General features: G+C 64.9%; 22 protein-coding genes. 7 read left to right on the top strand and 15 right to left on the bottom strand.

The annotated features are described in order from the left end of the window. Positions 1–2 precede the first annotated feature (2 nt). Together queF and ribB are read left to right on the top strand one after the other, a co-directional pair. Positions 3–461 (top strand): preQ(1) synthase, encoded by a 459-nt coding sequence (gene queF, locus J1C48_RS11780; protein ID WP_207258050.1) that lies wholly within the window; start codon positions 3–5, stop codon positions 459–461. Between the two features lie 120 nt (positions 462–581). After that, the gene (ribB, locus tag J1C48_RS11775) at positions 582–1,715 is read left to right on the top strand and encodes a 3,4-dihydroxy-2-butanone-4-phosphate synthase (protein WP_207258049.1); all 1,134 of its coding nucleotides are present in this window, start codon (positions 582–584) and stop codon (positions 1,713–1,715) included. Between the two features lie 15 nt (positions 1,716–1,730). On the opposite strand, the gene pcaQ is transcribed toward ribB, so the two are convergent. Next, positions 1,731–2,654 carry a pca operon transcription factor PcaQ gene (gene pcaQ / locus J1C48_RS11770; RefSeq protein WP_207258048.1) on the bottom strand — a complete coding sequence of 308 codons (924 nt, stop codon included), beginning with the start codon at positions 2,652–2,654 and terminating at the stop codon, positions 1,731–1,733. Positions 2,655–2,744: 90 nt separating this feature from the next. Between pcaQ and pcaC the strand changes: the two genes are divergently transcribed. The 4 genes from pcaC to pobA all read left to right on the top strand — a co-directional run bounded on the left by pcaC (position 2,745) and on the right by pobA (position 5,777). Further along, complete coding sequence (gene pcaC / locus J1C48_RS11765) at positions 2,745–3,152, top strand: 4-carboxymuconolactone decarboxylase (protein WP_207258047.1); 408 nt, start codon at positions 2,745–2,747, stop codon at positions 3,150–3,152. After that, positions 3,149–3,871 (top strand): protocatechuate 3,4-dioxygenase subunit beta, encoded by a 723-nt coding sequence (gene pcaH, locus J1C48_RS11760; RefSeq protein ID WP_207258046.1) that lies wholly within the window; start codon positions 3,149–3,151, stop codon positions 3,869–3,871. The genes pcaC and pcaH overlap by 4 nt, the downstream gene beginning before the upstream one ends. Next, complete coding sequence (gene pcaG, locus J1C48_RS11755) at positions 3,871–4,497, top strand: protocatechuate 3,4-dioxygenase subunit alpha (protein WP_207258045.1); 627 nt, start codon at positions 3,871–3,873, stop codon at positions 4,495–4,497. Before pcaH ends, pcaG begins: the two co-directional genes overlap by 1 nt. Positions 4,498–4,574: 77 nt before the next feature. Continuing rightward, positions 4,575–5,777 carry a 4-hydroxybenzoate 3-monooxygenase gene (pobA, locus tag J1C48_RS11750; protein WP_231081739.1) on the top strand — a complete coding sequence of 401 codons (1,203 nt, stop codon included), beginning with the start codon at positions 4,575–4,577 and terminating at the stop codon, positions 5,775–5,777. Between the two features lie 30 nt (positions 5,778–5,807). Here the strand turns inward: pobA and J1C48_RS11745 are convergent, their stop codons facing one another. The 14 genes from J1C48_RS11745 to J1C48_RS11680 all read right to left on the bottom strand — a co-directional run bounded on the left by J1C48_RS11745 (position 5,808) and on the right by J1C48_RS11680 (position 20,277). Beyond that, positions 5,808–6,956 carry a divergent polysaccharide deacetylase family protein gene (locus tag J1C48_RS11745; protein ID WP_207258044.1) on the bottom strand — a complete coding sequence of 383 codons (1,149 nt, stop codon included), beginning with the start codon at positions 6,954–6,956 and terminating at the stop codon, positions 5,808–5,810. 274 nt (positions 6,957–7,230) lie between these two features. Further along, on the bottom strand, positions 7,231–8,610 hold the full coding sequence (locus J1C48_RS11740; protein ID WP_207258043.1) for a S41 family peptidase: 1,380 nt from the start codon (positions 8,608–8,610) through the stop codon (positions 7,231–7,233). Then, positions 8,600–10,300 carry a peptidoglycan DD-metalloendopeptidase family protein gene (locus J1C48_RS19175; RefSeq protein WP_207258042.1) on the bottom strand — a complete coding sequence of 567 codons (1,701 nt, stop codon included), beginning with the start codon at positions 10,298–10,300 and terminating at the stop codon, positions 8,600–8,602. The genes J1C48_RS11740 and J1C48_RS19175 overlap by 11 nt, the downstream gene beginning before the upstream one ends. Before the next feature lie 333 nt (positions 10,301–10,633). Further along, entirely contained in the window at positions 10,634–11,116 is a 483-nt protein-coding gene (rlmH, locus tag J1C48_RS11730; protein ID WP_207258041.1) for a 23S rRNA (pseudouridine(1915)-N(3))-methyltransferase RlmH, read from the bottom strand. A gap of 52 nt (positions 11,117–11,168) precedes the next feature. After that, positions 11,169–11,627 (bottom strand): ribosome silencing factor, encoded by a 459-nt coding sequence (gene rsfS, locus J1C48_RS11725; RefSeq protein WP_425523500.1) that lies wholly within the window; start codon positions 11,625–11,627, stop codon positions 11,169–11,171. A 41-nt stretch (positions 11,628–11,668) separates the two neighbouring features. Then, entirely contained in the window at positions 11,669–12,262 is a 594-nt protein-coding gene (locus J1C48_RS11720; RefSeq protein WP_207258117.1) for a nicotinate-nucleotide adenylyltransferase, read from the bottom strand. Positions 12,263–12,312: 50 nt separating this feature from the next. Beyond that, complete coding sequence (locus J1C48_RS11715; RefSeq protein ID WP_207258039.1) at positions 12,313–13,599, bottom strand: glutamate-5-semialdehyde dehydrogenase; 1,287 nt, start codon at positions 13,597–13,599, stop codon at positions 12,313–12,315. An 11-nt stretch (positions 13,600–13,610) separates the two neighbouring features. Further along, the gene (gene proB, locus J1C48_RS11710) at positions 13,611–14,795 is read right to left on the bottom strand and encodes a glutamate 5-kinase (RefSeq protein ID WP_207258038.1); all 1,185 of its coding nucleotides are present in this window, start codon (positions 14,793–14,795) and stop codon (positions 13,611–13,613) included. After that, positions 14,792–15,850: a GTPase ObgE gene (gene obgE / locus J1C48_RS11705; RefSeq protein ID WP_207258037.1), complete on the bottom strand. Its 1,059-nt coding sequence runs from the start codon at positions 15,848–15,850 to the stop codon at positions 14,792–14,794. The genes proB and obgE overlap by 4 nt, the downstream gene beginning before the upstream one ends. 106 nt (positions 15,851–15,956) lie before the next feature. Next, the gene (locus J1C48_RS11700) at positions 15,957–16,553 is read right to left on the bottom strand and encodes a DUF3833 family protein (RefSeq protein WP_207258036.1); all 597 of its coding nucleotides are present in this window, start codon (positions 16,551–16,553) and stop codon (positions 15,957–15,959) included. Between the two features lie 44 nt (positions 16,554–16,597). Further along, positions 16,598–17,185: a GNAT family N-acetyltransferase gene (locus J1C48_RS11695; protein ID WP_207258035.1), complete on the bottom strand. Its 588-nt coding sequence runs from the start codon at positions 17,183–17,185 to the stop codon at positions 16,598–16,600. Between the two features lie 130 nt (positions 17,186–17,315). Beyond that, complete coding sequence (rpmA, locus tag J1C48_RS11690; protein WP_207258034.1) at positions 17,316–17,585, bottom strand: 50S ribosomal protein L27; 270 nt, start codon at positions 17,583–17,585, stop codon at positions 17,316–17,318. A 64-nt stretch (positions 17,586–17,649) separates the two neighbouring features. Then, entirely contained in the window at positions 17,650–18,255 is a 606-nt protein-coding gene (locus J1C48_RS11685) for a 50S ribosomal protein L21 (RefSeq protein ID WP_207258033.1), read from the bottom strand. Positions 18,256–18,444: 189 nt separating this feature from the next. Further along, a complete protein-coding gene (locus J1C48_RS11680; protein ID WP_207258032.1) occupies positions 18,445–20,277 on the bottom strand; it encodes a hypothetical protein in 1,833 nt (610 codons plus the stop codon). Positions 20,278–20,481: 204 nt separating this feature from the next. Between J1C48_RS11680 and ahcY the strand changes: the two genes are divergently transcribed. Further along, a complete protein-coding gene (gene ahcY / locus J1C48_RS11675; protein WP_207258031.1) occupies positions 20,482–21,882 on the top strand; it encodes an adenosylhomocysteinase in 1,401 nt (466 codons plus the stop codon). The last annotated feature ends 142 nt before the right edge of the window (positions 21,883–22,024 follow it).

Below are 22,024 nucleotides of genomic sequence, written 5' to 3'. Positions count from 1 at the left end.
CCATGACCACGGAAAACCTTACCCAGCTTGGCCGCGACAGCCGGCCGGCCGCCTCGCCGGAAGAGGCAGTGCTCGAGACCGTGCCCTACAGGCGCGGCGACGGACCACCGGCGATCGTGCGCTTCACCTGTCCGGAATTCACCTCGCTCTGCCCGGTGACCGGCCAGCCGGATTTCGCCCATATCGTGATCGACTACGCGCCGGATGCGCGCCTCGTCGAGTCGAAGTCGCTGAAGCTCTTCCTAACAAGCTTTCGCAATCACGGCGCCTTTCATGAGGACTGCACGGTGATGATCGGGCGCCGGGTGATGGCGGCGACTGAACCTTTGTGGCTGCGGATCGGCGGCTATTGGTATCCGCGCGGCGGCATTCCGATCGACGTTTTCTGGCAGTCCGGCCCGGTCCCGGAGGGCGTCTATCTGCCGGATCAAGGCGTGCCGACTTATCGCGGTCGCGGCTGACAGCCGAACAGGCCCACACGGTTGCTTCTTCCCCGCCGCGGGCCGTAAAACCCCGGCACGCTGCCTCCAACGCCTGGACCAGACGCTCGGGTCCGGCGCCTTCACGGACAGGGACCGACCATGACCGAACAGGATCTGACGCTCGACCGGATCGAGGACGCGATCGCCGCCATCGCGCAAGGGGATCTGGTCGTCGTCGTCGACGACACCGACCGGGAGAATGAAGGCGATCTGATCATGGCGGCGTCCAAGGCGACGCCGGAAAAGATGGCGTTCATGATCCGCCACACCAGCGGCATCATCTGCGTGCCGATGACCGGCGATCGGGCCGCGGCGCTGAATCTGCCGCCGATGGTCGCCAACAATCTCGATCCGATGCGCACTGCATTTACCATCTCGGTCGACTACAAGGTCGGCATGACGACGGGCATCGCGGCGGAGGAGCGTGCCAATACCTGCCGGGCGCTGATGAACGGCAATTGCGCCCCGACCGACTTCATCCGCCCCGGCCACATCTTCCCGCTGATCGCCCGCGAAGGCGGGGTGCTCATCCGCTCGGGCCACACCGAAGCCGGTGTCGATCTCGCCCGCCTCGCGGGGCTCGAAGCCGGCGGCGTGCTTGCCGAGATCGTCAATGACGACGGCACGGTGAAGCGACTGCCGGAGCTAGTTGCGTTCGCGCGCGAACACGGCCTGAAGATCATCTCAATCGAGGATCTGATCTCCTATCGCATCCGGCGCGAATCCTTCGTCTCTTGCGTCCGCGAGGAAAACTTCAAGCTCGGCGGTCTTGCCGGCAAGATCCGGATCTACGAGACTCCCTTCGACGAAACCCAGCACGTCGTCTTCGTCCATAGCGAGGTGCGCGGCCGCGACAACGTTCCGACCCGGATCCATCGCGAACAGCCGGTGCTCGACATGCTGTCGCGGGTCGGCGACAGCCGCAGTTGGATGGATATCGCGATCGAGACGATCAAGGCCGCTGGCCAGGGCATCATCATGCTTCTGCGAACCCCGCAGATTGATGACTTTGAAGCCCCAGCACAGGCAAGCGACGAGCCGATCGCCGACGGCGAGCGCCATCAGAGCGCCCGTGTCCGGCAGCAGCGCTGGCGCGAGGTTGGCGTCGGCGCGCAGATCCTGCGCGATCTCGGCGTCGGATCGATCGCGGTTCTGGCCACCCATGAGCGGGCCTATGTCGGCCTCACCGGTTTCGGCATCGAGGTTCGCGACACCATCCTCGTCAAGGAATAATGCCTGAAGCGCCCGTCAGTTCGACAGATGCAGCGCGGTGACGGTGCGTCGCACCGCCTCCATGAACAGCCGCAGCGCCGGCGACGGATCGCCGTCGCCGCGCATGGTCAGCCCCACCGGCCCAAGCGTTTCCGGCATCCGGATCGGCAGCTCGACGAGCATGCCCTCGGCGACGTCGAGGGCGACGACGCCCGACGAAATCACCCACACCGCGTCGCTCTTGCGCACATAGGCGCGGCCGAACGTCTCCGCGACGGTCTCGATGCGATGGCCGCCGCGGGGGATCGCCTGCGCGATGAAGAACTGCTCAGCAAGGATGCGGATCGCCGCATCGCGGTTGGGAAAGATGATCTCGTAATCGGCGATGGCGTTGATATCGCTGCATTCGACCAGCGGGTGGCCCGGCCTGACAACAAGGCTGATGCGCTCGGAATAAAGCTGCGAGAAACTCAGCCCGCTCATCGCTTCCGGATGGCCCAGCCGGCCGATGATCAGATCGAGAGTACCGCCGGTGAGTTCGCTCGTCAGATAGGCGCTCGGCCCGGTGACGATTTCCAGCCCGACCTCCGGCGCGATCCGCCCCATCTCGACCGCGGCATCCGGCACGATCCGCGCGGCGACCGATGGTAGGGCGCCAATCGACAGGCGCAGCCCGCCCGCGACCAAGGTTTGCGACACCCCCTCGATGCCCTGCCGGAGCGCTGCCAAGCTTGAGCTTGCATAAGCGTGGAACATCTGGCCGACCGGTGTCAGCGAAACGCCGCTGCGATTGCGCTCCATCAGCCGCGCACCGAGAATGGACTCGAGCTCGGCGAGGGTCTTCGAGACTGCGGGTTGGGACACGTGCATCCGTTCGCCGGCGCGGCCGACACTCGCCGAACGGGCCACTTCAACGAAGGTCCGCAGATGCCGAATCTTGATCCGCTTGTCTATTTCCATAATCTAACGGTTATATAAAATCAGTTTTAATTCATTTTACATGAATTTTTCGAACTTTCATATTGGCGGTCCGGGAGGAGTGCAACGCCAATGTCTCAAGACGCCGACGATCGCTACAGGCTTGGAATGGCGACGCGGCGCGCCGTTCTGGGCGATGCTCACGTCGATCGCGCGCAGGCGGCCGCCTCGCCCATCGACCGCGACTTCCAGACCTTCATCACCGAGGGCGCGTGGGGATCGGTCTGGTCGCGGCCGCATTTTTCCAAGCGCGAGCGCTCAATCGTGACCATCGCGCTGCTCGCCGCCCTCGGCCAGGACGAGGAGTTGGCGATGCATATCCGCGCCACGGCAAACACCGGCACAAGCTGCGAGGATGTGGTCGAAGCCCTTTTGCATGTCGCGGTCTATGCCGGTGTCCCGGCCGCCAATCACGCGATCAAGATCGCCAAGCAGGTCTATGGCGAGATGAAGATGCCGCATGGAGGAGAAAGCCGATGAGCGCAGGATCCTTCTATCAGCGCGATCGCCGCTGGCATCCGCCGGCCCTCAGCCCCGCCTATAAGACCAGTGTCACCCGATCACCGCAGCGGGCGTTGGTCGCCCTCGACAACACGCTGTCGGAGATGACCGGTCCGGTCTTTGGCCAGGAGACGCTCGGGCCGCTCGATGACGACATGATCCGCAATTTCGCCAAGGACGGCGATCCGATCGGCCCCCGCATCATCGTCCATGGACGGGTGCTCGACGAGGATGCGCGGCCGGTGCCGGGCGCTCTGATCGAGGTGTGGCAGGCCAATGCCGGTGGGCGCTATCGACACAAGAAGGAAACCTATCTGGCGCCGCTCGATCCGAATTTCGGCGGCTGCGGCCGCACCCTCTCGGCAGAGGACGGCTCCTATCGCTTCCGCACCATCATGCCCGGCCCCTACCCCTGGCCGAACGGTCCGAACGATTGGCGTCCGGCGCACATCCACTTTTCGATCTTCGGCCATGGCTTTGCCCAGCGGCTGATCACCCAGATGTATTTCGAGGGCGACCCGTTGATCTGGAAGTGCCCGATCGTCTCGACCATTCCCGACCGAGCCGCGATCGAGCGGCTGATCGCACCGCTCGACCTGGCCAACACCGTGCCGATGGACGCCCGGGCCTACAAATTCGACATCGTCCTGCGCGGCCGCCGCTCGACGCTGTTCGAAAACCGGATGGAGGGCAACTGATGGTCCAGTCTCTCGACCGCCTGAAGGAAAGCCCGTCGCAGACCGCCGGTCCCTATGTCCACATCGGCTGCACACCAAATGTCTGCGGCATCGAGGGCGTCTTTCCACGCGATCTCGGCGCGATGATGCTGCAGCCAGAGACCCGCGGCGAGCGGATCCGGATCATCGGCCGGGTCTTCGACGGGGTCGGCATCGCTTTGAAGGATGCGTTGGTCGAGGTCTGGCAGGCCGATGCCGACGGCCTCTATCCCTCGCCCCAGGAAACCCGCGGCAAGGCCGATCCGCATTTTACCGGTTTCGGGCGCTCGGCCGGCGACATGACGAGCGGCGAATTCACCTTCGACACGATCAAGCCCGGCGCCGTCCCGTTCAAGAACAGCCGGCCCCAGGCGCCGCACATCACGCTCTGGATCGTCGCGCGCGGGATCAATATCGGCTTGCACACGCGGCTTTATTTCGGCGACGAAGAGACCGCCAACGCGGCCGATCCGATCCTGTCGCGGATCGAACATCGCTCGCGGGTTCCGACGCTGATCGCGCCGCGGGCAATGGAGGACGGCCGCCCGACCTATCGCCACGACATCGTCTTGCAAGGCGAAAAGGAGACGATCTTTTTCGATATCTGATCGCGGGTTCCGATCGTACCCCACGCGTCATTGAGAAGCCATCACGCGATCCGGTCGATCCGCCTGGGGAGGTGAACATGAGCGCCATGTCGGCCAAGGCCGTCAAGCGGACACAGGTGGTGGTGGTCGGCGGCGGCCCGGCGGGTCTTCTGCTCGCCCTGCTGTTGCATCGCGCTGACATCGAATGCGTCGTGCTGGAGCGCAGAAGCCGCAACTATGTTCTGTCGCGCATTCGGGCGGGCGTGCTGGAACAGGGCACGACCGACTTGCTGCGCAGCGCCGGGGTCGGCGCGCGGATGGACCGCCAGGGCCTCGTTCATGACGGCTTCGACATCGCCTGGCGGGGCGCGATGCTGCATATCGATCTGCGCGACCTCACCGGCGGCAAGACGGTCATGGTCTACGGCCAGACCGAAATCACCCGCGACCTCTACGACGCCCTCGACGCGGCCGGAGTTGCCGTCATCCATGAGGCACTGGACGTCCAGCCCGGGGACGTGGCGACGACCACTCCCTTCGTCACCTTTCACACCGAAAGTGGCGGCACGCAGCGGATCGACTGCGATTTCGTCGCCGGCTGCGATGGCTTCTATGGCGTTTGCCGCAGCATCATTCCGCCGGCGGCGCTGGAAACCTTCGAGCGGGTCTATCCCTTCGGCTGGCTCGGCATCCTGGTGCGCAAGCCGCCGATCCAAGACGAGCTGATCTACGCCCATCACGCCCGCGGCTTCGCCCTCTGCTCGATGCGCAATCCGCAACTGTCGCGCTATTACGTTCAGTGCCGCCTCGGCGAGCGCGTCGAGGATTGGTCGGACACGCGCTTCTTCGACGAACTGTCCGCGCGGCTGCCGAGCCATGTCGCCGACCGTCTGCAGCGCGGCCCGTCGATTGAAAAATCGATCGCGCCGCTGCGCTCCTTCGTCGCCGAGCCGATGCGCCATGGCACGCTGTTCCTTGCCGGCGACGCCGCCCATATCGTGCCGCCGACCGGCGCCAAGGGCCTCAATCTGGCGGTCTCCGACGTCCACTATCTCGCCCGCGCCTTCATCGCCCATTATCAAGATCGCGACGACGGCCTGCTTGGCAGCTATTCGCCGGATGCCCTTGCAAGGGTCTGGAAGGCCGAGCGCTTCTCTTGGTGGTTCACCGCGATGATTCATCGCTTCGAAGACGACGGCAGCTTCGGCCATCGCATCCAGGAGGCCGAATTCGACGTCCTCGCCGGATCCAAAGCGGCGCAGACGGCGCTTGCGGAAAACTACGTCGGCCTGCCCTTCTGACGCGGCGCCGCGCCGCGCAGAACAAGCGGGTCAGTTGGCCTCGGGATCATAGGCAAGCGCCGAGACCGGGACGATCTCGATGCCGCGCTTTTCAGCCTCCGGAATCCATGCCGCGATCGTCTCGATAGACTGCTCGAAGGCCGAGGCGACACCGATCGCCGAGCCCTGCGCCCGAGCGATGTTCTCCAACGTGTCGAGCTGCTTGTCGATCGCCGCCGGATCCTGGCTGTCGTCGAGCAGGATATTGGCCGTTGCCGCCGGCACGCCATCGACGAGCGCGGTGTCCTTACCGAGCGAGCGCGGCTGCGACCCGTCGTCAAAATACATCAGGCCGCGGCGGCCAAGCTCTGAGATGAACGGATCCATCGCCGCCTTGTCGCCGACGAAACGGCCGCCCATGTAGTTCATCACGCCGACATAATTCGTCATCGAGCCGAGCGCGGCGTAAAGGTCGGCGAATTTGCCGGCCGCGGCCTGCGCGACGGTGAAGGTGCCACGGCCTGGATTGACGGACGGATAGCCGAACGGCTCCAGCGGCACCTGGAGAAGCAATTCGTGGCCGCCGCGGCGCGCAGCATGCATCCAGCGATCGAGACTGTTGCCGGTGGGCGAAAAGCCGAAGGTCACGCCTTTCGGCAACTGATCGACAGCCTCCATGCTGCCGGTCTGACTGATCCCCATGCCGCCGACGACGATGGCGATGCGGGTGGCTGGCTTGCCGCTCCAGCTGCCGCGATAGACGTCGAACGGCCGCCGCCCATCGGCCGCGCGGATCGGCAGCGGACCGTATGGGCTTTTTTCGATTAAGGCCGGATCGGGCATATAGGCCATCGATGGCGGCTGGCGATAATCGGTGGGATCCTCGACCCGGAACGTCGCCGGCTGACTGATTCCGTTGGGCGTAATGATTGTCGGGCCCTGGGGCACGGCCATCGGACGCGCGACGATCTTCGGTCGCTTGTCGACGACGACCGGCGCCGGCCGCGCCGCTGGCTCGGCGAGAATATCGGCCATCCGCCGCGGCGCATGGCCATGCATCACCACCCACACGGAGGTGGCTGCGAGGGTGAGCATGCCGACGACAAGCAGCACTTCGGACGACGTCGGCAGCCGCCATGCGACGGGACGCCGTTCATGCTTCAGCCCTAATGGCCGGTAAAGTTCACCTTCGATGGACATGGGCCCATCACTAGCGTTCGAGGCTTTCGCCAGCCTCGCCTTAGGCTCCGCGCAGCCAGCCCACAGCATCGGCCCAAAAACCAGAATCGATTTTCGGCAAAGCCCGATGCGGAGGCTCAATCAGAGTGCGCGCCAGCAAAACCTCCGGCATCGGTAAACCGCCGTGCCTCGGCGCGCTTTCAGACCGACGCAAAAAGCCCGGCCGCAGGATGGCGGCCGGGCTTTCGATTGGCTCGAACGGGCAATGCGGCGCCAGCGCGCCGCACCATTCGCGTCAGTTCTTGGCGTTGTTGCTGGCTTCCGTGTCGGTCACCGCCTTGGCACTCGCCTCCTGCTTCGGCGGGAACATGGCGTTCTGCTTTTTCCCGTTCAGAAGATCGATCGCATAGTTCAGCTGGATGTCGTCCTTCGTCTCCGGCGGCACATAGTCGAGCGAGCCCGAGCCCTCGGAGGTCTCGTTCTTGCCCTGGATGTGACCGCGCAAGGACGATTCACCGCGCGACAGCTCATCCTCGCCGTCGAGACCCATCTGCTCGCGGATCTCCTTCGGCAGCGGCTGAGCGACCGTGATGTCCGGATTGATGCCCGTGCCCTGGATCGATTTGCCCGACGGCGTGTAGTAGAGCGCCGTCGTCAATCGCAACGCACCGTTCTGGCCGAGCGGGATGATGGTCTGCACCGAGCCCTTGCCGAAAGACCGGGTGCCGATCAGCGTTGCCCGGCGCTGATCCTGCAGCGCACCGGCGACGATCTCCGATGCCGATGCCGAACCGCCGTTGATCAGAACGATCAGCGGCTTGCCGTCGATGTCGTCACCGGGCCGGGCATTGTAGCGCCGGGTCTCGTCGGGATTGCGCCCGCGGGTCGAGACGATCTCGCCCTTCTTCAGGAAGGCATCGGAAACCGAAACCGCCTCGTCGAGCAGACCGCCCGGATTGCGGCGCAGATCCAGGATGTAGCCCTTGAGGTTCTTCTCGCCGACCTTCTGCTTGATATCGGCAATCGCGTCCTCGAGGCCGACCGTCGTCTGCTCGTTGAACTTCAACAGCTTGATGTAGCCGACATCGCCCGCCTCGACCGAGTGGCGCACCGACGGCACCTTGATTTCGGCGCGAGTCAGCGTCAGGCGGATCGGCTTGGTCGCGCCCTGACGGATGATGGTCAGCGTCACCGTCGTGCCGATGTCGCCCTTCATCTTGTCGACTGCCTGGCCAAGGGTCAGGCCGCGAACCTGCTCGCCGTTGATCTCGGCGATCAGATCGCCGGCGAGAACGCCCGCCTTGTCGGCCGGGGTGCCCTCGAAAGGCGAAACGACCTTGACCAGATCGTCCTGCATGGTGACTTCGATGCCGAGGCCGCCGAATTGGCCGCGCGTCTCGGTGCGCATCTCGGCCGCTTCCTTGGCATTCATGTAGCTCGAATGCGGATCGAGCGAGGTGAGCATGCCGTTGATCGCCGACTCGACCAACTGCTGATCATCGGGCTTGGTGACATACTGGGCGCGAACGCGCTCGAACACGTCACCGAAAATCGCAAGCTGTCGATAGGTATCGGACCCGGCTGCATTGGCAACGCCTTGGCTCTGACTGACCACGGTCATCGCCGTGGCCCCCATCAGCACGCCGGCGAAGAGTATCGAGAGCTTACGAATCATTCCTCGTCCTTCCAGAGGGTTCTTCCGTCCACCAAGGGGTCGGATCAACCGGTTTTCCGTCCTTGCGAAACTCGACATACAGTGTGGGTTCGGCCGCGCCGAACTCGGCAACCTGCACGCTCGCCAGTCGTCTAGCGCCCATCAACGCCACGGGCTCACCCGCCGAAACGAACTGGCCACTCGCAACGTCGATCCGCTCCATACCGGCCAAGACGATATGATAGCCGTCGCCGGCGTCGAGGATCAAGAGTTGACCGTAGGACCGGAAGGGACCGGAATAGAGCACCGTCCCGTCTGCCGGCGAGATGACGACGTCACCCGCTCGCGCGGCGAAGGAAACCCCCGTCGCGAGCCTACCGATATCGTCCTTGTCGCCAAATCCAATGGTCTGTCTCCCAAGCACAGGCTTCGACAAACGGCCCTTGAGTGTCGAAAATGGGGCAGCGGGGGCGAGTAACGTCGTCTTGTTTCGTAATGCGGCAATATCGTAACGGCCAGCCCCGTCTGGCGAGGGCTGCAACGCCGCCACCTTGGTGTCACCGGTCGCAGTCCTGGCCGATGCGGCGTCTGCGGCTTGGCTCACAGCCGGACCGTTCGACGGGCCCGCCGTCTCGGCCGCGGTCACGCCCGAATCCGCGCCGGGCGTCTCGCTCGGCAGGGATGCGACGACCCGGCCGGTCTGGCCGTTGGCCGTATGCGTCGTCTCATTGGCGCGCTCGAGCGCCAGCCGCTCCGTCGCGGCGGCGCGATCGGCATTTGCTTTGGCTGCGCGCTTTTGCGCCAGGGCAAGCTGACGCTCCTGCTCCTTTTGCGCCGCCGCCTCGCGGGCTCGCGCCGTGTCCGCTTCGCTCTGCAGCGAGGCAATCAGGTCTTTCAGATCGCGGGCCTTGCGTGCGAGCAAAGCCGCCCGCTCGCCTTCGCTCGCGCGCTGCTGGCGACTTTCGGCTTCCAGCCGCTGCTTTTCCTGAAACAGCTTGGAGAGCCGCAGCTCTTCCTCGCGATGGTCCTTCATCTGCGCGGCAAAATGGTCCTTCTCTGCGACGATCGACGCCTTGACCTTGGCGAGGCGGTCCAGATCGGCGACCAGCGCCTCGGTTTCCTTCCGCAGCGACGGCACGACGGCCCCCAGCAAAATCGCGCTGCGCACGGCGCCGAGCGCGTCGCGTGGCCGCACCAACAGCGCCGGCGGCGGTTTGCGGCCCATCCGTTCGAGCGCTCCCAGCACCTCGGCGAGAACGTCCCGGCGCGAGGCGAGCGACGAGCGAATGCCGTCTTCTTCCGTGGCAAGCGTGTTGATTCGCTTCTCGGTCTCTTCGAGCTCGCCGCTGACCTTGCGCTGGACCGCGGTCGCCGTCGCCAATGCGGCGCGCAGCTTGGTGCGATCGGCCGCGACCGTCGAGATCTCATCATCGAGCTTCTGGATCGTCGCATGCGAAAGCTCGATGCGGGCTGCAAGATCGGCGAGTTCGGCCGAGGTCTTTTGCTGCCGCGCTTCGATCGCCGCCGATGTCGGCGGCGCGATGGACGCGACCTCGGTGGCGTCGATGTCAGGCGGCGACGTCGCGACCGCCGGCGAGAGCGATGCCAGAGCGAGCGCGGCCGCGCAGCACAACACGGCCGTCAGGCGAGCGCGGCATCCGCGCGCCGCAAGGCCTCGCCCCTTCTCGCCGCTTCGCCGCCTCGCCGTCACCGTCTTCCGTCCCGTTTGCAAACCAAGCGATCATGGCGTGCGGCCGTTAACAAACCATCAACCATGCAGCAGTCCGACATCGTCATCCAGCAGCCGGCGTGCACGCCGCGTCGCGCCTTCCGCGCCGGAGCGAAAACCGCGTCCGCCAAGGCGACCAGGCCGCCGCAAGGAAAATCCGTGCCGTCGACCGTTGGCGGTCATCGGATAACACCGCACAACAGTAGCAAATCGCAACGTTCGCGACGAGGATGGGCAAGACGGTTTGGTATCGATTGAGGCCCCCACGCAACGCCGTCGCGCGATTGCCTCGAGGTGGAAGAGCGTTCTGACGGATCAGGCGCGATGATAGGGATGACCGGCGAGAATCGTTGCCGCGCGATAAAGTTGCTCGGCCAGCATCAGCCGCGCGATCTGATGGGGAAAGGTCATCTTGCCGAAGGCGATGAGCCGTTCCGCGCCGTCTGCGAGGTCCGGATCATGTCCGTCCGGTCCCCCTAGAAAAAAGCAAACCTCGCGACGGCCGGCGTCGCGCCAGTCGCCGAGCAGCGCCGCAAAGTCTTCCGAAGACAGGCTCTTGCCACGCTCGTCGAACACGACCCGCACGCAGTCCTCGGAAAGACCTGTCGTCAACCGCGCCGCTTCGTCCCTGCGCCGGGCAGGAACGGTGTCGAGCCGCGACTCGACGGTTTCCTTGAGGCCACGAAAATCCAGCCCAACCGCGCCGCCGACCTTTGACAACCGGTCGAGATAGCGATCGACCAAGGCGCGATCCGGTCCCTGTTTCATGCGCCCGACGGCGGCGATGGCCAGCCTCACCGGTCCCGCCCCTCGGCAGGGCCGGTCGAGCCTCGTTGCCACGTCGCGGAGGTCAATGGACCGTCGCGTCTCCGGCGTCGCCGACCGTCCACATCTTCTCGATATTGTAGAAGCTGCGGATTTCCGGCCGGAAGACATGGACGATGATATCGCCGGCGTCGATCAACACCCAGTCACCATTTTGCAGGCCTTCGACCTTGGCGGTCCCGAAGCCGTGATCTTTCAGGTGGCGAAGCAGATGATCGGCGATGGCCATGACATGGCGGTTCGATCGTCCGGAGACGACCACCATGAAGTCAGCCAGTGCCGACTTTCCGCTCAGATCGATGGAGACGATGTCCTCGCCCTTTGAGTCTTCAAGACTCTGCATCACGAGGTCGATGGCGGTCCCGCCGACCGAAACGTCGGTGGCAGGCGCTTCAGAAGGGGAGATCTCGAAGACACCCTTCGTTTGAGCCGCTTGTCTCAGTGTCGTTTTCCCTTTCTCCGGGGCAACTGACCGGGCCGGAATGGCACCGGCAGACGTAATGTAGGCAATGTTCCGTGTCCGTTTCAAGACGGCGATGACATCTTCCCACGCAGTTTCGTCGACGACATCGCGTTGCGCGGCCCAAACAGAAATGTCCAGGCCGGCGCCGGACGATAGGGCAGGCTGCTTGCCTCATGCTGGGGGACCCGCGCAAAGGCATAACGCCGGGCAAAAGGCGAGGCGAGCGCGGCGAAGGTGATGTTCGGCCGGTCGACCACCGCAATCGGGACGTTTTCGGCGATCCAGCGCCATTCCTGCCACCGATGAAACGTCGCCATGCTGTCGGCGCCCATCACCCAGACCAGCCTCAGATCGGAGCGGCGCTGGCGCACGATGGCCAGCGTGTCGGCGGTATAGCGCACGCGGAACCGCGCCTCGAAGGCGGTGACGTCGGTGCGGGTGCGCGAGGCGAGCGCCCGGACGCGATCGAGGCGTTCGTCGATCGGCGCCAGCACGCCGTGGTCCTTGAGCGGATTGCCGGGGCTGACGATCCACCACAGCCGGGTCAGGCCAAGACGGCGCATGGCCGTTTCCGCCACCAGCCGGTGCCCGTCATGGGGCGGATTGAACGATCCGCCGAACAGACCGACGCACATCCCGCGATGGCCGGGCGGAATCGCCAAGGCCGATGCCGCGCGGGCGCGTTCGAAACTCGTCCCGTCGTTCTTCAAGGACGCGTCTGGCCATTGCCGCGGACGCGGTAGTTGAAGCTCGTCAGCTGCTCGACGCCGACCGGACCACGGGCATGCATCTTGCCGGTGGCGATGCCGATTTCCGCCCCCATGCCGAATTCACCGCCATCGGCAAACTGGGTCGAGGCGTTGTGCAGCAGAATGGCCGAATCGATGCCGTTCATGAAGGCCGCCACCGCCGCCGCGTCGTCGGCGACGATCGCCTCGGTGTGGTGGGAGGAATGCCGCTCGATATGCGCGATCGCCCCGGCAACACCATCGACCAGAGCCACCGAGATGATCGCGTCGAGATATTCGGTGTCGAAATCGACCGGCTCGGCCCGTTCGCTTGCGGCAAACAGCGCCCGCACCTCGTCTGTCGCGCGGATCTGGCAGCCCTTTTGCGCCAATGACTCGAGGATCGGCACCAGATGAGTCGCCGCCACCGCTCGATCGACGAGCAGCGTTTCCGCCGCGCCGCAAATGCCGGTGCGCCGCATCTTGGAATTGACGACGATGTCGATCGCCATGGAGAGATCCGCCGACGCGTCAACATAGACGTGGCAAAGGCCTTCGAGATGGGCAAAGACCGGCACCCGAGCCTCGTCCTGGACGCGCGCGACGAGCGAGCGCCCGCCCCGCGGCACGATAACGTCGAGATTGCCGGACAGCCCTTTCAGCATGTCGCCGACGGCGGCGCGATCGGTGGTCGGCACGATCTGGATCGCATCCTCGGGCAAACCGGCAACCGTCAGACCCGCAACGAGCGCGGCATGGATCGCACGAGCCGACTGCGCCGAATCCGAGCCGCCGCGCAGGATCACCGCATTGCCGGCTTTCAGGCACAGGGCGCCGGCATCGGCCGTGACATTCGGCCGGCTTTCGTAGATCACGCCGATGACGCCGAGCGGCGTGCGCACGCGCTCGATCGCAAGGCCATTCGGGCGCTCCCACGCGGCGATGGTCGTGCCGACCGGATCAGGCAGCGCGGCGATCGTGCGCAGCCCTTCCGACATGGCAACGACGCGGGCCGCATTCAGCGTCAGCCGGTCGATGAAGGCGGCGCTCGCGCCGCTCTCCTGGGCCCGCGCGACATCCGCGCCGTTGGCCTCGAGGATCGCCGGGATCGCGGCATTCAAAGCCGCGGCCATGGCAAGCAGCGCGGCATCCTTTTGCGAAGCCGGCACCGTCGCGAGTTGACGGGCGGCGCTGCGGGCGCGGCGTCCGATGGCGCCCATCATGTCCGAGACCGAAATCTCGCCGCTTATGGTCTTGTCGAGCATCTTCGCTCTCCCTACTGCGTCGCGACCGTTTCCCGGTCGTTCGTCGTGTTCCCAGCCCCCTCCGCGCCGCCGGCTTCGAGCGCCAGGCTAAGCACCAGGTCGTCGCGGTGGATCATCGCCGCGCGCGCCTCATAGCCGAGGGCCGCGCTGACCGCCGAACTGCGCAAGCCGGCGATGCGCCGTGCGTCATCAGCATCATAGGCGACGACGCCGCGCGCCACCTCTGAACCATCGGCGCGCGTCACCAGCACCGGATCGCCCCGGGAAAAATCGCCATGCACCGACACCACGCCGGCCGACAGCAGGCTCTTGCCGGAGGCGAGCGCCGCCACCGCGCCCGCATCGACCACCAGCGAGCCATGCATGTTGAGGTGCCCGCCGATCCACCGCTTGCGGGCACTGCGGGGCGTGCCGCGGGCGCTGAACATCGTCGCCCGCTCGCCGCGCTCAATGGCCCCGAGCGGATAGAGCCGCTGACCGGCGGTGATGATCATCGCGGTTCCCGCGCTGGTCGCGATCTTGCCGGCATCGATCTTGGTCTTCATGCCGCCGCGCGACAGCTCCGATCCGGCCGCGCCCGCCATCGCCTCGATTTCCGGCGTGATGCTCTCGACGAGCGGGAGATGCCGCGCATTCGGGTCCTCCGCCGGGGGAGCGGTGTAAAGCCCGTCGATGTCGGAGAGGAGAATGAGCAGGTCAGCGTCGATCATCGTCGCGACGCGGGCCGCGAGGCGGTCGTTGTCGCCATAGCGGATTTCGCTGGTCGCGACCGTATCGTTCTCGTTAATCACCGGAACCGCGCCCATGTCGAGCAAGGTCGCCAGCGTTGCCCGGGCGTTGAGATAGCGCCGCCGCTCCTCGGTGTCGCCGAGGGTGAGCAGCACCTGGCCGGTGAACAGGCCATGGCGGCCGAAAATCTCCGAATAGGTGCGCGACAGTTCGATCTGCCCGACCGAGGCCGCCGCCTGGTATTCTTCAAGCTTCAGCCCGCCGCGCGGCATTTTCAGCACCTGCCGGCCGAGCGCGATGGCGCCGGACGACACCACGACGAGCTGCCGGCCCGCGGCCACCAGCCGGGCGATGTCCTCGCCCAGCGATTCCAGCCAGGTCCGCTTCATCCCCCGCTCGCGATCGACGAGCAGCGACGAGCCGATCTTGACGACGATCCGGCGATGACCTTCGAGAAGATTGGTCAAGCCTCCCTCCCCTCGTCGGCGTCGGCGCTTTCGCGGTCGTCCCCAGTCTTACCGTCTTCGGATCCGCCAAGCATCGTCATCTCCGCCCGCATCCGCCGCAGCGCCTCGGTCATGCCCTCACGGCTGACCGACGACAGCGCCAGAGGCTGGACACCGGCGGCAGCGGCGAGGTCTGCAAGCTTTGCCCCCCGATCGTCACCCGACACCGTATCGATCTGCGACAGCGCGACGATCTCAGGCTTATCGGCAATGCCGTGGCCATAGGCTTCGAGCTCTCGGCGTACGGTTTGGTACGCCTTACCGACATCCGCCTCCATCGCCGAGACGAGATGCAACAGGATCGAGGTGCGCTCGACATGGCCGAGGAAGCGGTCGCCGATGCCGACTCCCTCATGGGCGCCCTCGATCAGGCCGGGAATGTCGGCGATGACGAATTCCGCGTCGTCGACCTTGGCAACGCCCAAGCCGGGATGAAGCGTCGTAAAGGGATAATCCGCGATTTTCGGCCGCGCCCGGGTAACCGAGGCGAGAAAGGTCGACTTGCCGGCATTCGGCAGCCCGACGAGCCCGGCATCGGCGATCAGCTTCAAGCGCAGCCAGATCGTCATCTCTTCGCCCGGCAGACCCGGATTGGCGTGACGCGGCGCCTGATTGACCGAAGACTTGAAATAAGCGTTGCCGAAGCCGCCATTGCCGCCGGCGGCGATGCGGTGCTTCTCGCCGATCTCGGTCAAATCGAAGAGCAGGGTCTCGTTGTCTTCGGCAAAAACCTGGGTGCCGGCCGGCACCCTCAGCGTCACGTCGCTGCCCTTGCCGCCATTGCGGTTGCGGCCCATGCCATGCATGCCGGTCTTGGCCTTGAAATGCTGCTGGTAGCGATAGTCGATCAGCGTGTTGAGGCCTTGCACGGCCTCGATCCAGACATCGCCGCCGCGCCCCCCGTCGCCGCCGTCCGGCCCGCCGAATTCGATGAACTTCTCGCGCCGGAACGAGACGGAGCCCGCGCCGCCGTCGCCGGACCGAATGTAGACTTTCGCCTGATCGAGAAACTTCATCGTCTTTCCGTTTCGAACGTCTTGCGCGCCGGGCCTTGTTGCCGCCTGCCCGCGCATCTCATGCATGGCCGGCGCCGCCCTTCGGCCCGCCGCCGCGTCGTTTCCGTCATCGCTTCGGCTTGCCGCCGGCGCGCCGGAAGATGACCTCGGCCTTGGCGATCGGCAATCCAAATTTAAAGATCGTCACATGGTTTTCGACCGTCTCCCGCGAAACCGGCCGCATCACGTGCCGAAATCCGAGTCGGGTGTGCCCGCCGCCCGGCGCATAACCGTCATACGCAAGGACGACACCGCCTGCAAAGCTGCGCCCCTTCACCGCCGCCGGCGGTGCCATGGTGCCGTCGGACAATTCGGTGCGCACGGTGCCACGATAGGTGCCATCGGCAAGGCGCTGGAGATCCCAGCGCTGCAGACGCATGCCGTCCTTGAAGCGAAACCGCTCGTCGAGCCGCAGCCGGTTACCTGAAACCTTGCCGGCAAATCGCGCGGTAAACGCCTCGGAAAAGACGAGGGCCGTGGTGATCATCCCGCGCGAGGTGGCATCGCCGTCAAAGAAGGTCAGCAGTGAAAACCGTGGCTGCTTGCCCCCTGGGGTAACGCCCGTTCCAGCCGCCTCAGCGCCGACGCAGCCCGCCAACACGACCACCGCACTGAAAAGAAGGACAACCGCGAGATGGGCATGACGGCGGATCTCTCTGCCCAAGCTGCCCAGCTCTTTGCGCCTGTCGTGTTGTGCAGCGCCGACCATCACGCCTCCCCCCAGGATTTGAGCGAGCGCCAGCAGGAGCGGTCGAGAACGAAATGCTCCGCCGCGACCCGTCCGGCCGCGACCGTGTCGATCATGCCGTTGCCGCGAAAGCGAAAGCCGCACTTCCAGATCACCCGGCGCGAGGCATCGTTGATCACCCGGCAGTTCACGGTGATCTCGTTGAGCCGAAGCGCGGTAAAACCGTAGTCGATCGCCGCATGCGCCGCTTCCGTTGCATAGCCGTTGCCCCAATGCGGGCGCCCGATCCAGAAGCCGAGTTCGCCGCGATCCATCCGCGTCTCGTCCGGCTGAAGGCCGCAGAGACCGACCAGACCCCCGCTCGCTTTGACGCAAATCGCGAAGACGGTCTCCTCACCATGATCGGCGATGAAGCTCTCGGCGTCGTCGAGGCTGTAAGGCCAGGGCAACCGCGACAGCATCTTGACGATGTCGTAATCGTCGAGCAGTTTCGCGACCGTCGGCGCGTCGCCAAGTGCCAGCGGCCTCAATCTCAGTCTCGGCGTCACGATCGCCCGGGTGACGCGCTCGCGCGCCCTCGGTCTCTCGGTCGTCTCCTCGTCCGTCATCGCATCGTCCTTCCTGTCAAGCGAAAAGGGGAGACGGCGGTCCATCTCCCCTTTCGCTCGATCCGTCAGGCGATGCCTTCTGGTCTTCTCAGCGCCGGGTCGTTGGAACGCCGGCGCTTCGAAGCTCCGGTCATTCGGCTGCTTCTGCTTTCGGCATAATTGCTACGTAGGTTCGGCCGTTGGCCTTCTTCTGGAAAGCAACCGTGCCTTCCGCCTTGGCAAACAGGGTATGGTCCTTACCAAGGCCGACATTGACGCCCGGATGCCAACGCGTGCCGCGTTGACGCACGAGGATGTTGCCCGGGATCACGGCTTCGCCGCCGAATTTCTTCACGCCGAGACGTTTGGATTCCGAATCGCGACCGTTACGCGAGGAACCGCCAGCTTTTTTATGTGCCATCGTTCAATCTCCTTGCCTGGGTCAGGCAGCAGGCCAGCGCGCGGCGGCCCGTCGAATTTGCATCTTACTCGGCCGCGAGGGCCTTGGCCTGCTCACGCCACTCGGTGATCTGCGCGGCGCTGAAAGGCATCGCCGCATCAATCTTGGCAATCTCGTCATCGGTGAAGCCGGCGATCTGCGCGAAGGTGGTGATACCCTGCGCATTCAGCTGCTTCTCGGCGACCGGACCGATCCCCTTGATCTTGGTCAGCTTATCCGCCGCGCCAGCCGGCGTGGTGAACATCGGCGTCTCCGCGCTCTCGACAGCGGTGTCGGCCGTCTCTTGCTTCGGCGCCTTGGCAGCCTTGGTTTTGCCGGACGGCGCCTTGCCGTCGGTGAGGATCTCGGTGACGCGGATCATGGTCAGATCCTGACGATGACCACGGGTGCGCTTGGAATTCTGCCGGCGGCGCTTCTTGAAGGAGATAACCTTCTTGCCACGGGTCTGTTCGACGATCTCGGCCGCGACGCTCGCCCCTTCGACGAAGGGAGCGCCAATCGAAGAGCCGACCATCAGCACTTCGTTGAAGGTCACGAGATCGCCCGCCTCGCCGGCGATGCGCTCGATGGTGAATTTGTCTTCAGTGGCGACGCGGTACTGCTTGCCACCGGTCTTGATGACTGCGAACATTTTTTCTCCGTTCGTCAGACCAGCTCTCGTGCCGCGAAAGGGCGCGGGCCGTCTTCTTGTTCAGTCGGTTGCGGAATAGGGCGAGAAGGACCGGATGAACCGATCCCTGGAATTGCGATCGTATAGTGACAGTGCGGCCGTTGGTCAAGGCAAAGCCGCACTATCGTTAGGTCATACACAGCAGGCGTTTCAATTCGCCCCGTTGCTCGCCCCTTTGCTCGCCTTGTCGCGGCCGGGGGCCGTATCGGTCTGAGCCCCCTCATCGGCAGGCTCCGACACAGCGGGCGGCGCCGCGACGGTGGCGGGAGGCTGCTCGCTCGAACGCTGCTGATCGTTTGCCCCGGCGGGCGCCGAAGCGCCGCTCGCTTCGGCCCCATCGCCCGGCTTGGACCGCTCGTCATTCATCAGCAGCGTCCAGAGCTTGGCGGTCGCCGCCTGCGCCCGATCAAGCGGCAGGACAATCTTCCCGGCGCCTGCCGCGCGAGTCAGCTCGTCGCGCAGCTTGGCGGCCAGGCGATCGCCCCCGGCTGCCGCCATCGACGCCCAGCCATAGGCGCGCATCAGATTGCGGGGCATGTCAGCCCCTTCGTAATAGGCATAGGCGAAGCGGCGCACCGTATCCCAGTCCTGCAAGCGGAATGCCGCGGTCTCCGCCGCGCGTTGCCGGCCGCCGACGGGCGTCTTGCGCCACGTCGCCACCGCCTCGTCCTCCGCCGCGACCACCTCCTCGGGACTGAGGCGTCGGCCGATCGCCGCAAGGCTCTCATCCGCGAAGGGCAACCCTTCGGCTACCGCAAGATCCAGAGCAACATAGACCGGTGCGAGCTTTTCCTGGGGAATGGTCGCGTATGGATCGACAGCGATCGCCTTGGCCAACAGACCGACGGCCGCCCGATTGCCGCTGATCGCCACCGGCATGATCATCTTCAGCGCGCCGTCGATATCCTGCGGCGTCCCGCGTCCGCTGAGCAACGTCTCGGCGACGGCGAGCACCTTGGCCAGCGGTGCATCCGGCGGCAGCGACAGATCGGCGGGCTTGATCATCACCGGCGCGGCAGAACGCCCGTTGACCACCTGCGGATTGAGATCCGCAACGACCCTGGCGTCCAGCGGACCATCCGTCAGACGCTGCAGATCGAAGGGCTGAGTCGGCTTCAACATGAGAAGAATGCGCTCGGGATCTTTGAGAAAGGCCTGCACCGCCGCCGACCAAGCCTCGGCCGTCTTGCGAAGCGCTGGCGTGGCGCCGCCCGGCAGCTTATCCATCGAACCTGCCACCGCCGCCCCGGCAATTCCGACGGCCAGAGCCTTCGCCGCCTCGGGCTTCAGCCCCTGTTTACCGCCCAGCACATCATAGAGCGCCTCGACCAGTCCGCGATCGGTAAAGGCGAGATCCGCCGAAGCGAGACGGCCGCGCACCTCCGGCGGCTGCCGGCCGTTGGCCGCAGCGCCGCCCTTCATCGTCGACAACGGGGCGAGCACGTGAAAACCGCGGAGATCGGCATTGATGTCGAACGCCCCGATGCCCGTCAGCCGAACTGCCCCCTGCACGAGATAATTCGCTTGCGGCGCATCGACATTGATCGCCACCGCCACGTCACCGCCAATGATCTGTCGCTTCAGATGCTTCAACACCTGGCGCAGGGTTGGGTCGAGCGGCAGCGGACGCGTGTCGATGGCGACGCCGTCAAGAATCAGTTGATCGGCACCAAGGCGCATCTGGCCGACGCGGAAATGCACCTTGTCGCGATGGACTTCGAGGCCGGTCACCACCAGCGAGCGGGTGATCGGATCATAGCGCCGGCCGGTATAGGTGATCTCGGCGACGCTGCGCAGCGACATCACCGCAAAGTCAAAGAGATAGGGCGTATAGGGCAGCACCAGCTCTGTCGCATTGGCTGCCTTGGCAGGAGGTGCGGATGGCAGCGCGGGCAGCGTCACCGGCTCAGCCTCGGCGCGCGCCATCAGGCACGGGACGGCAATTGCCATTGCCAAAAGCTTCGCTGCGACGCCCCGCGCCATCGTCATTCCTCCAACAGGGAAAATCGGGGCACGACCTTAGACCGGCAAGACGTTCCAACGAAAGCTGGATTCAACCAATCAAGACATAAGCAAATGTTTATATCCTCTTGTCGGCAGCGCGCTCGCCTGCTAAAGGCAGCCGGAAGATCGGGGCAATCCCGGCCGTCATTCGCCCGAAAACACCGACAACGGAGTTCCGACACCATGAGCGAACAGACCGACTACGTCGTGAAGGACATTGCGCTCGCCGATTACGGCCGCAAGGAAATCATCATCGCCGAGACCGAAATGCCCGGCCTGATGGCCTGCCGCGAGGAATTCGGGGCCGATCAGCCGCTGAAGGGCGCGCGGATCACCGGCTCGCTGCACATGACCATCCAGACCGCCGTGCTGATCGAGACACTGAAGGCGCTCGGCGCCGAGGTCCGCTGGGCCTCCTGCAACATCTTCTCGACCCAGGACCACGCCGCGGCGGCGATCGCCGCCGGCGGCACGCCGGTCTTCGCCATCAAGGGCGAGACGCTGGAAGAGTACTGGACCTATACCGATCGCATCTTCCAGTGGCCGGACGGCCAGCCGTCGAACATGATCCTCGACGATGGCGGCGACGCGACGATGTACATCCTGCTCGGCGCCCGCGCCGAAGCCGGCGAGGACGTCCTGTCCAATCCGGGCAGCGAGGAAGAGGAAGTGCTTTTTGCTCAGATCAAGAAGCGCATGGCCGCGACCCCGGGGTTCTTCGCCAAGCAGCGCGACGCCATCAAGGGCGTGACCGAAGAGACCACGACCGGCGTCAACCGGCTCTACCAGCTGCAGAAGAAGGGCCTCCTCCCCTTCCCTGCGATCAACGTCAACGACAGCGTCACCAAGTCGAAGTTCGACAACAAATACGGCTGCAAGGAGTCGCTGGTTGACGGCATCCGCCGCGCCACCGACGTGATGATGGCCGGTAAGGTCGCGGTGGTTTGCGGCTATGGCGACGTCGGCAAGGGCTCAGCGGCCTCGCTCGCCGGCGCCGGCGCCCGGGTGAAGGTCACCGAGGTCGATCCGATCTGCGCCCTGCAGGCGGCGATGGATGGTTTCGAGGTCGTCCAGCTCGAAGACGTCGCGGCGACCGCCGACATCTTCATCACCACCACCGGCAACAAGGACGTCATCCGCATCGAGCATATGCGCGAGATGAAGGACATGGCGATCGTCGGCAACATCGGCCACTTCGACAACGAGATCCAGGTCGGCGCCCTGAAGAACCTGAAATGGACCAACATCAAGCCGCAAGTGGACATGATCGAATTCGCCAAGGGCAACCGCATGATCCTTCTTTCGGAAGGCCGCCTGCTCAACCTCGGCAACGCCACCGGCCACCCGAGCTTCGTGATGTCGGCCTCCTTCACCAATCAGACGCTGGCGCAGATCGAACTCTTCACCAAGGGTGAACAGTATGAGAACCAAGTCTACGTTCTGCCGAAGCATCTCGATGAAAAAGTCGCCCGGCTGCATCTCGGCAAGCTCGGCGCAAGGCTTTCGGAGCTGTCGGAAGAGCAGGCAGCTTATATCGGCGTAACGCCGCAAGGCCCCTACAAGCCAGAGCATTATCGCTACTGATCCGCACCACGAAGCAGGCCGCGATTCAGAAGACCCGGTGCGGCGCAAGCCACGCCGGGTCAATTTGTTTCAAATAAAGTTAAATATTGAGATTGCACCCGACTCGCGAGCCGCTAATATGGCCGAATCAAGGCTTTGAGAT

Origin of the sequence: Jiella flava (assembly GCF_017349315.1) — a bacterium.
Classification (GTDB): Bacteria; Pseudomonadota; Alphaproteobacteria; order Rhizobiales; family Rhizobiaceae; genus Jiella; species Jiella flava.
The sequence above is the reverse complement of the archived record's forward strand: the minus strand, read 5'-3'. Positions and strand labels throughout refer to the sequence as shown.

Bases quoted from the DNA above. Each gene is read 5' to 3' on its own strand.
- J1C48_RS11745 (WP_207258044.1), bottom strand. From the start codon at position 6,956: ATGTCCATCGAAGGTGAACTTTACCGGCCATTAGGGCTGAAGCATGAA.
- queF (WP_207258050.1), top strand. From the start codon at position 3: ATGACCACGGAAAACCTTACCCAGCTTGGCCGCGACAGCCGGCCGGCC.
- J1C48_RS11685 (WP_207258033.1), bottom strand. From the start codon at position 18,255: ATGTTCGCAGTCATCAAGACCGGTGGCAAGCAGTACCGCGTCGCCACT.
- obgE (WP_207258037.1), bottom strand. From the start codon at position 15,850: ATGAAGTTTCTCGATCAGGCGAAAGTCTACATTCGGTCCGGCGACGGC.
- ribB (WP_207258049.1), top strand. From the start codon at position 582: ATGACCGAACAGGATCTGACGCTCGACCGGATCGAGGACGCGATCGCC.
- pcaG (WP_207258045.1), top strand. From the start codon at position 3,871: ATGGTCCAGTCTCTCGACCGCCTGAAGGAAAGCCCGTCGCAGACCGCC.
- pcaQ (WP_207258048.1), bottom strand. From the start codon at position 2,654: ATGGAAATAGACAAGCGGATCAAGATTCGGCATCTGCGGACCTTCGTT.
- J1C48_RS11695 (WP_207258035.1), bottom strand. From the start codon at position 17,185: ATGACGGACGAGGAGACGACCGAGAGACCGAGGGCGCGCGAGCGCGTC.
- pcaH (WP_207258046.1), top strand. From the start codon at position 3,149: ATGAGCGCAGGATCCTTCTATCAGCGCGATCGCCGCTGGCATCCGCCG.
- rpmA (WP_207258034.1), bottom strand. From the start codon at position 17,585: ATGGCACATAAAAAAGCTGGCGGTTCCTCGCGTAACGGTCGCGATTCG.
- J1C48_RS11680 (WP_207258032.1), bottom strand. From the start codon at position 20,277: ATGGCGCGGGGCGTCGCAGCGAAGCTTTTGGCAATGGCAATTGCCGTC.
- pcaC (WP_207258047.1), top strand. From the start codon at position 2,745: ATGTCTCAAGACGCCGACGATCGCTACAGGCTTGGAATGGCGACGCGG.
- ahcY (WP_207258031.1), top strand. From the start codon at position 20,482: ATGAGCGAACAGACCGACTACGTCGTGAAGGACATTGCGCTCGCCGAT.
- J1C48_RS11715 (WP_207258039.1), bottom strand. From the start codon at position 13,599: ATGCTCGACAAGACCATAAGCGGCGAGATTTCGGTCTCGGACATGATG.
- J1C48_RS11740 (WP_207258043.1), bottom strand. From the start codon at position 8,610: ATGATTCGTAAGCTCTCGATACTCTTCGCCGGCGTGCTGATGGGGGCC.
- pobA (WP_231081739.1), top strand. From the start codon at position 4,575: ATGAGCGCCATGTCGGCCAAGGCCGTCAAGCGGACACAGGTGGTGGTG.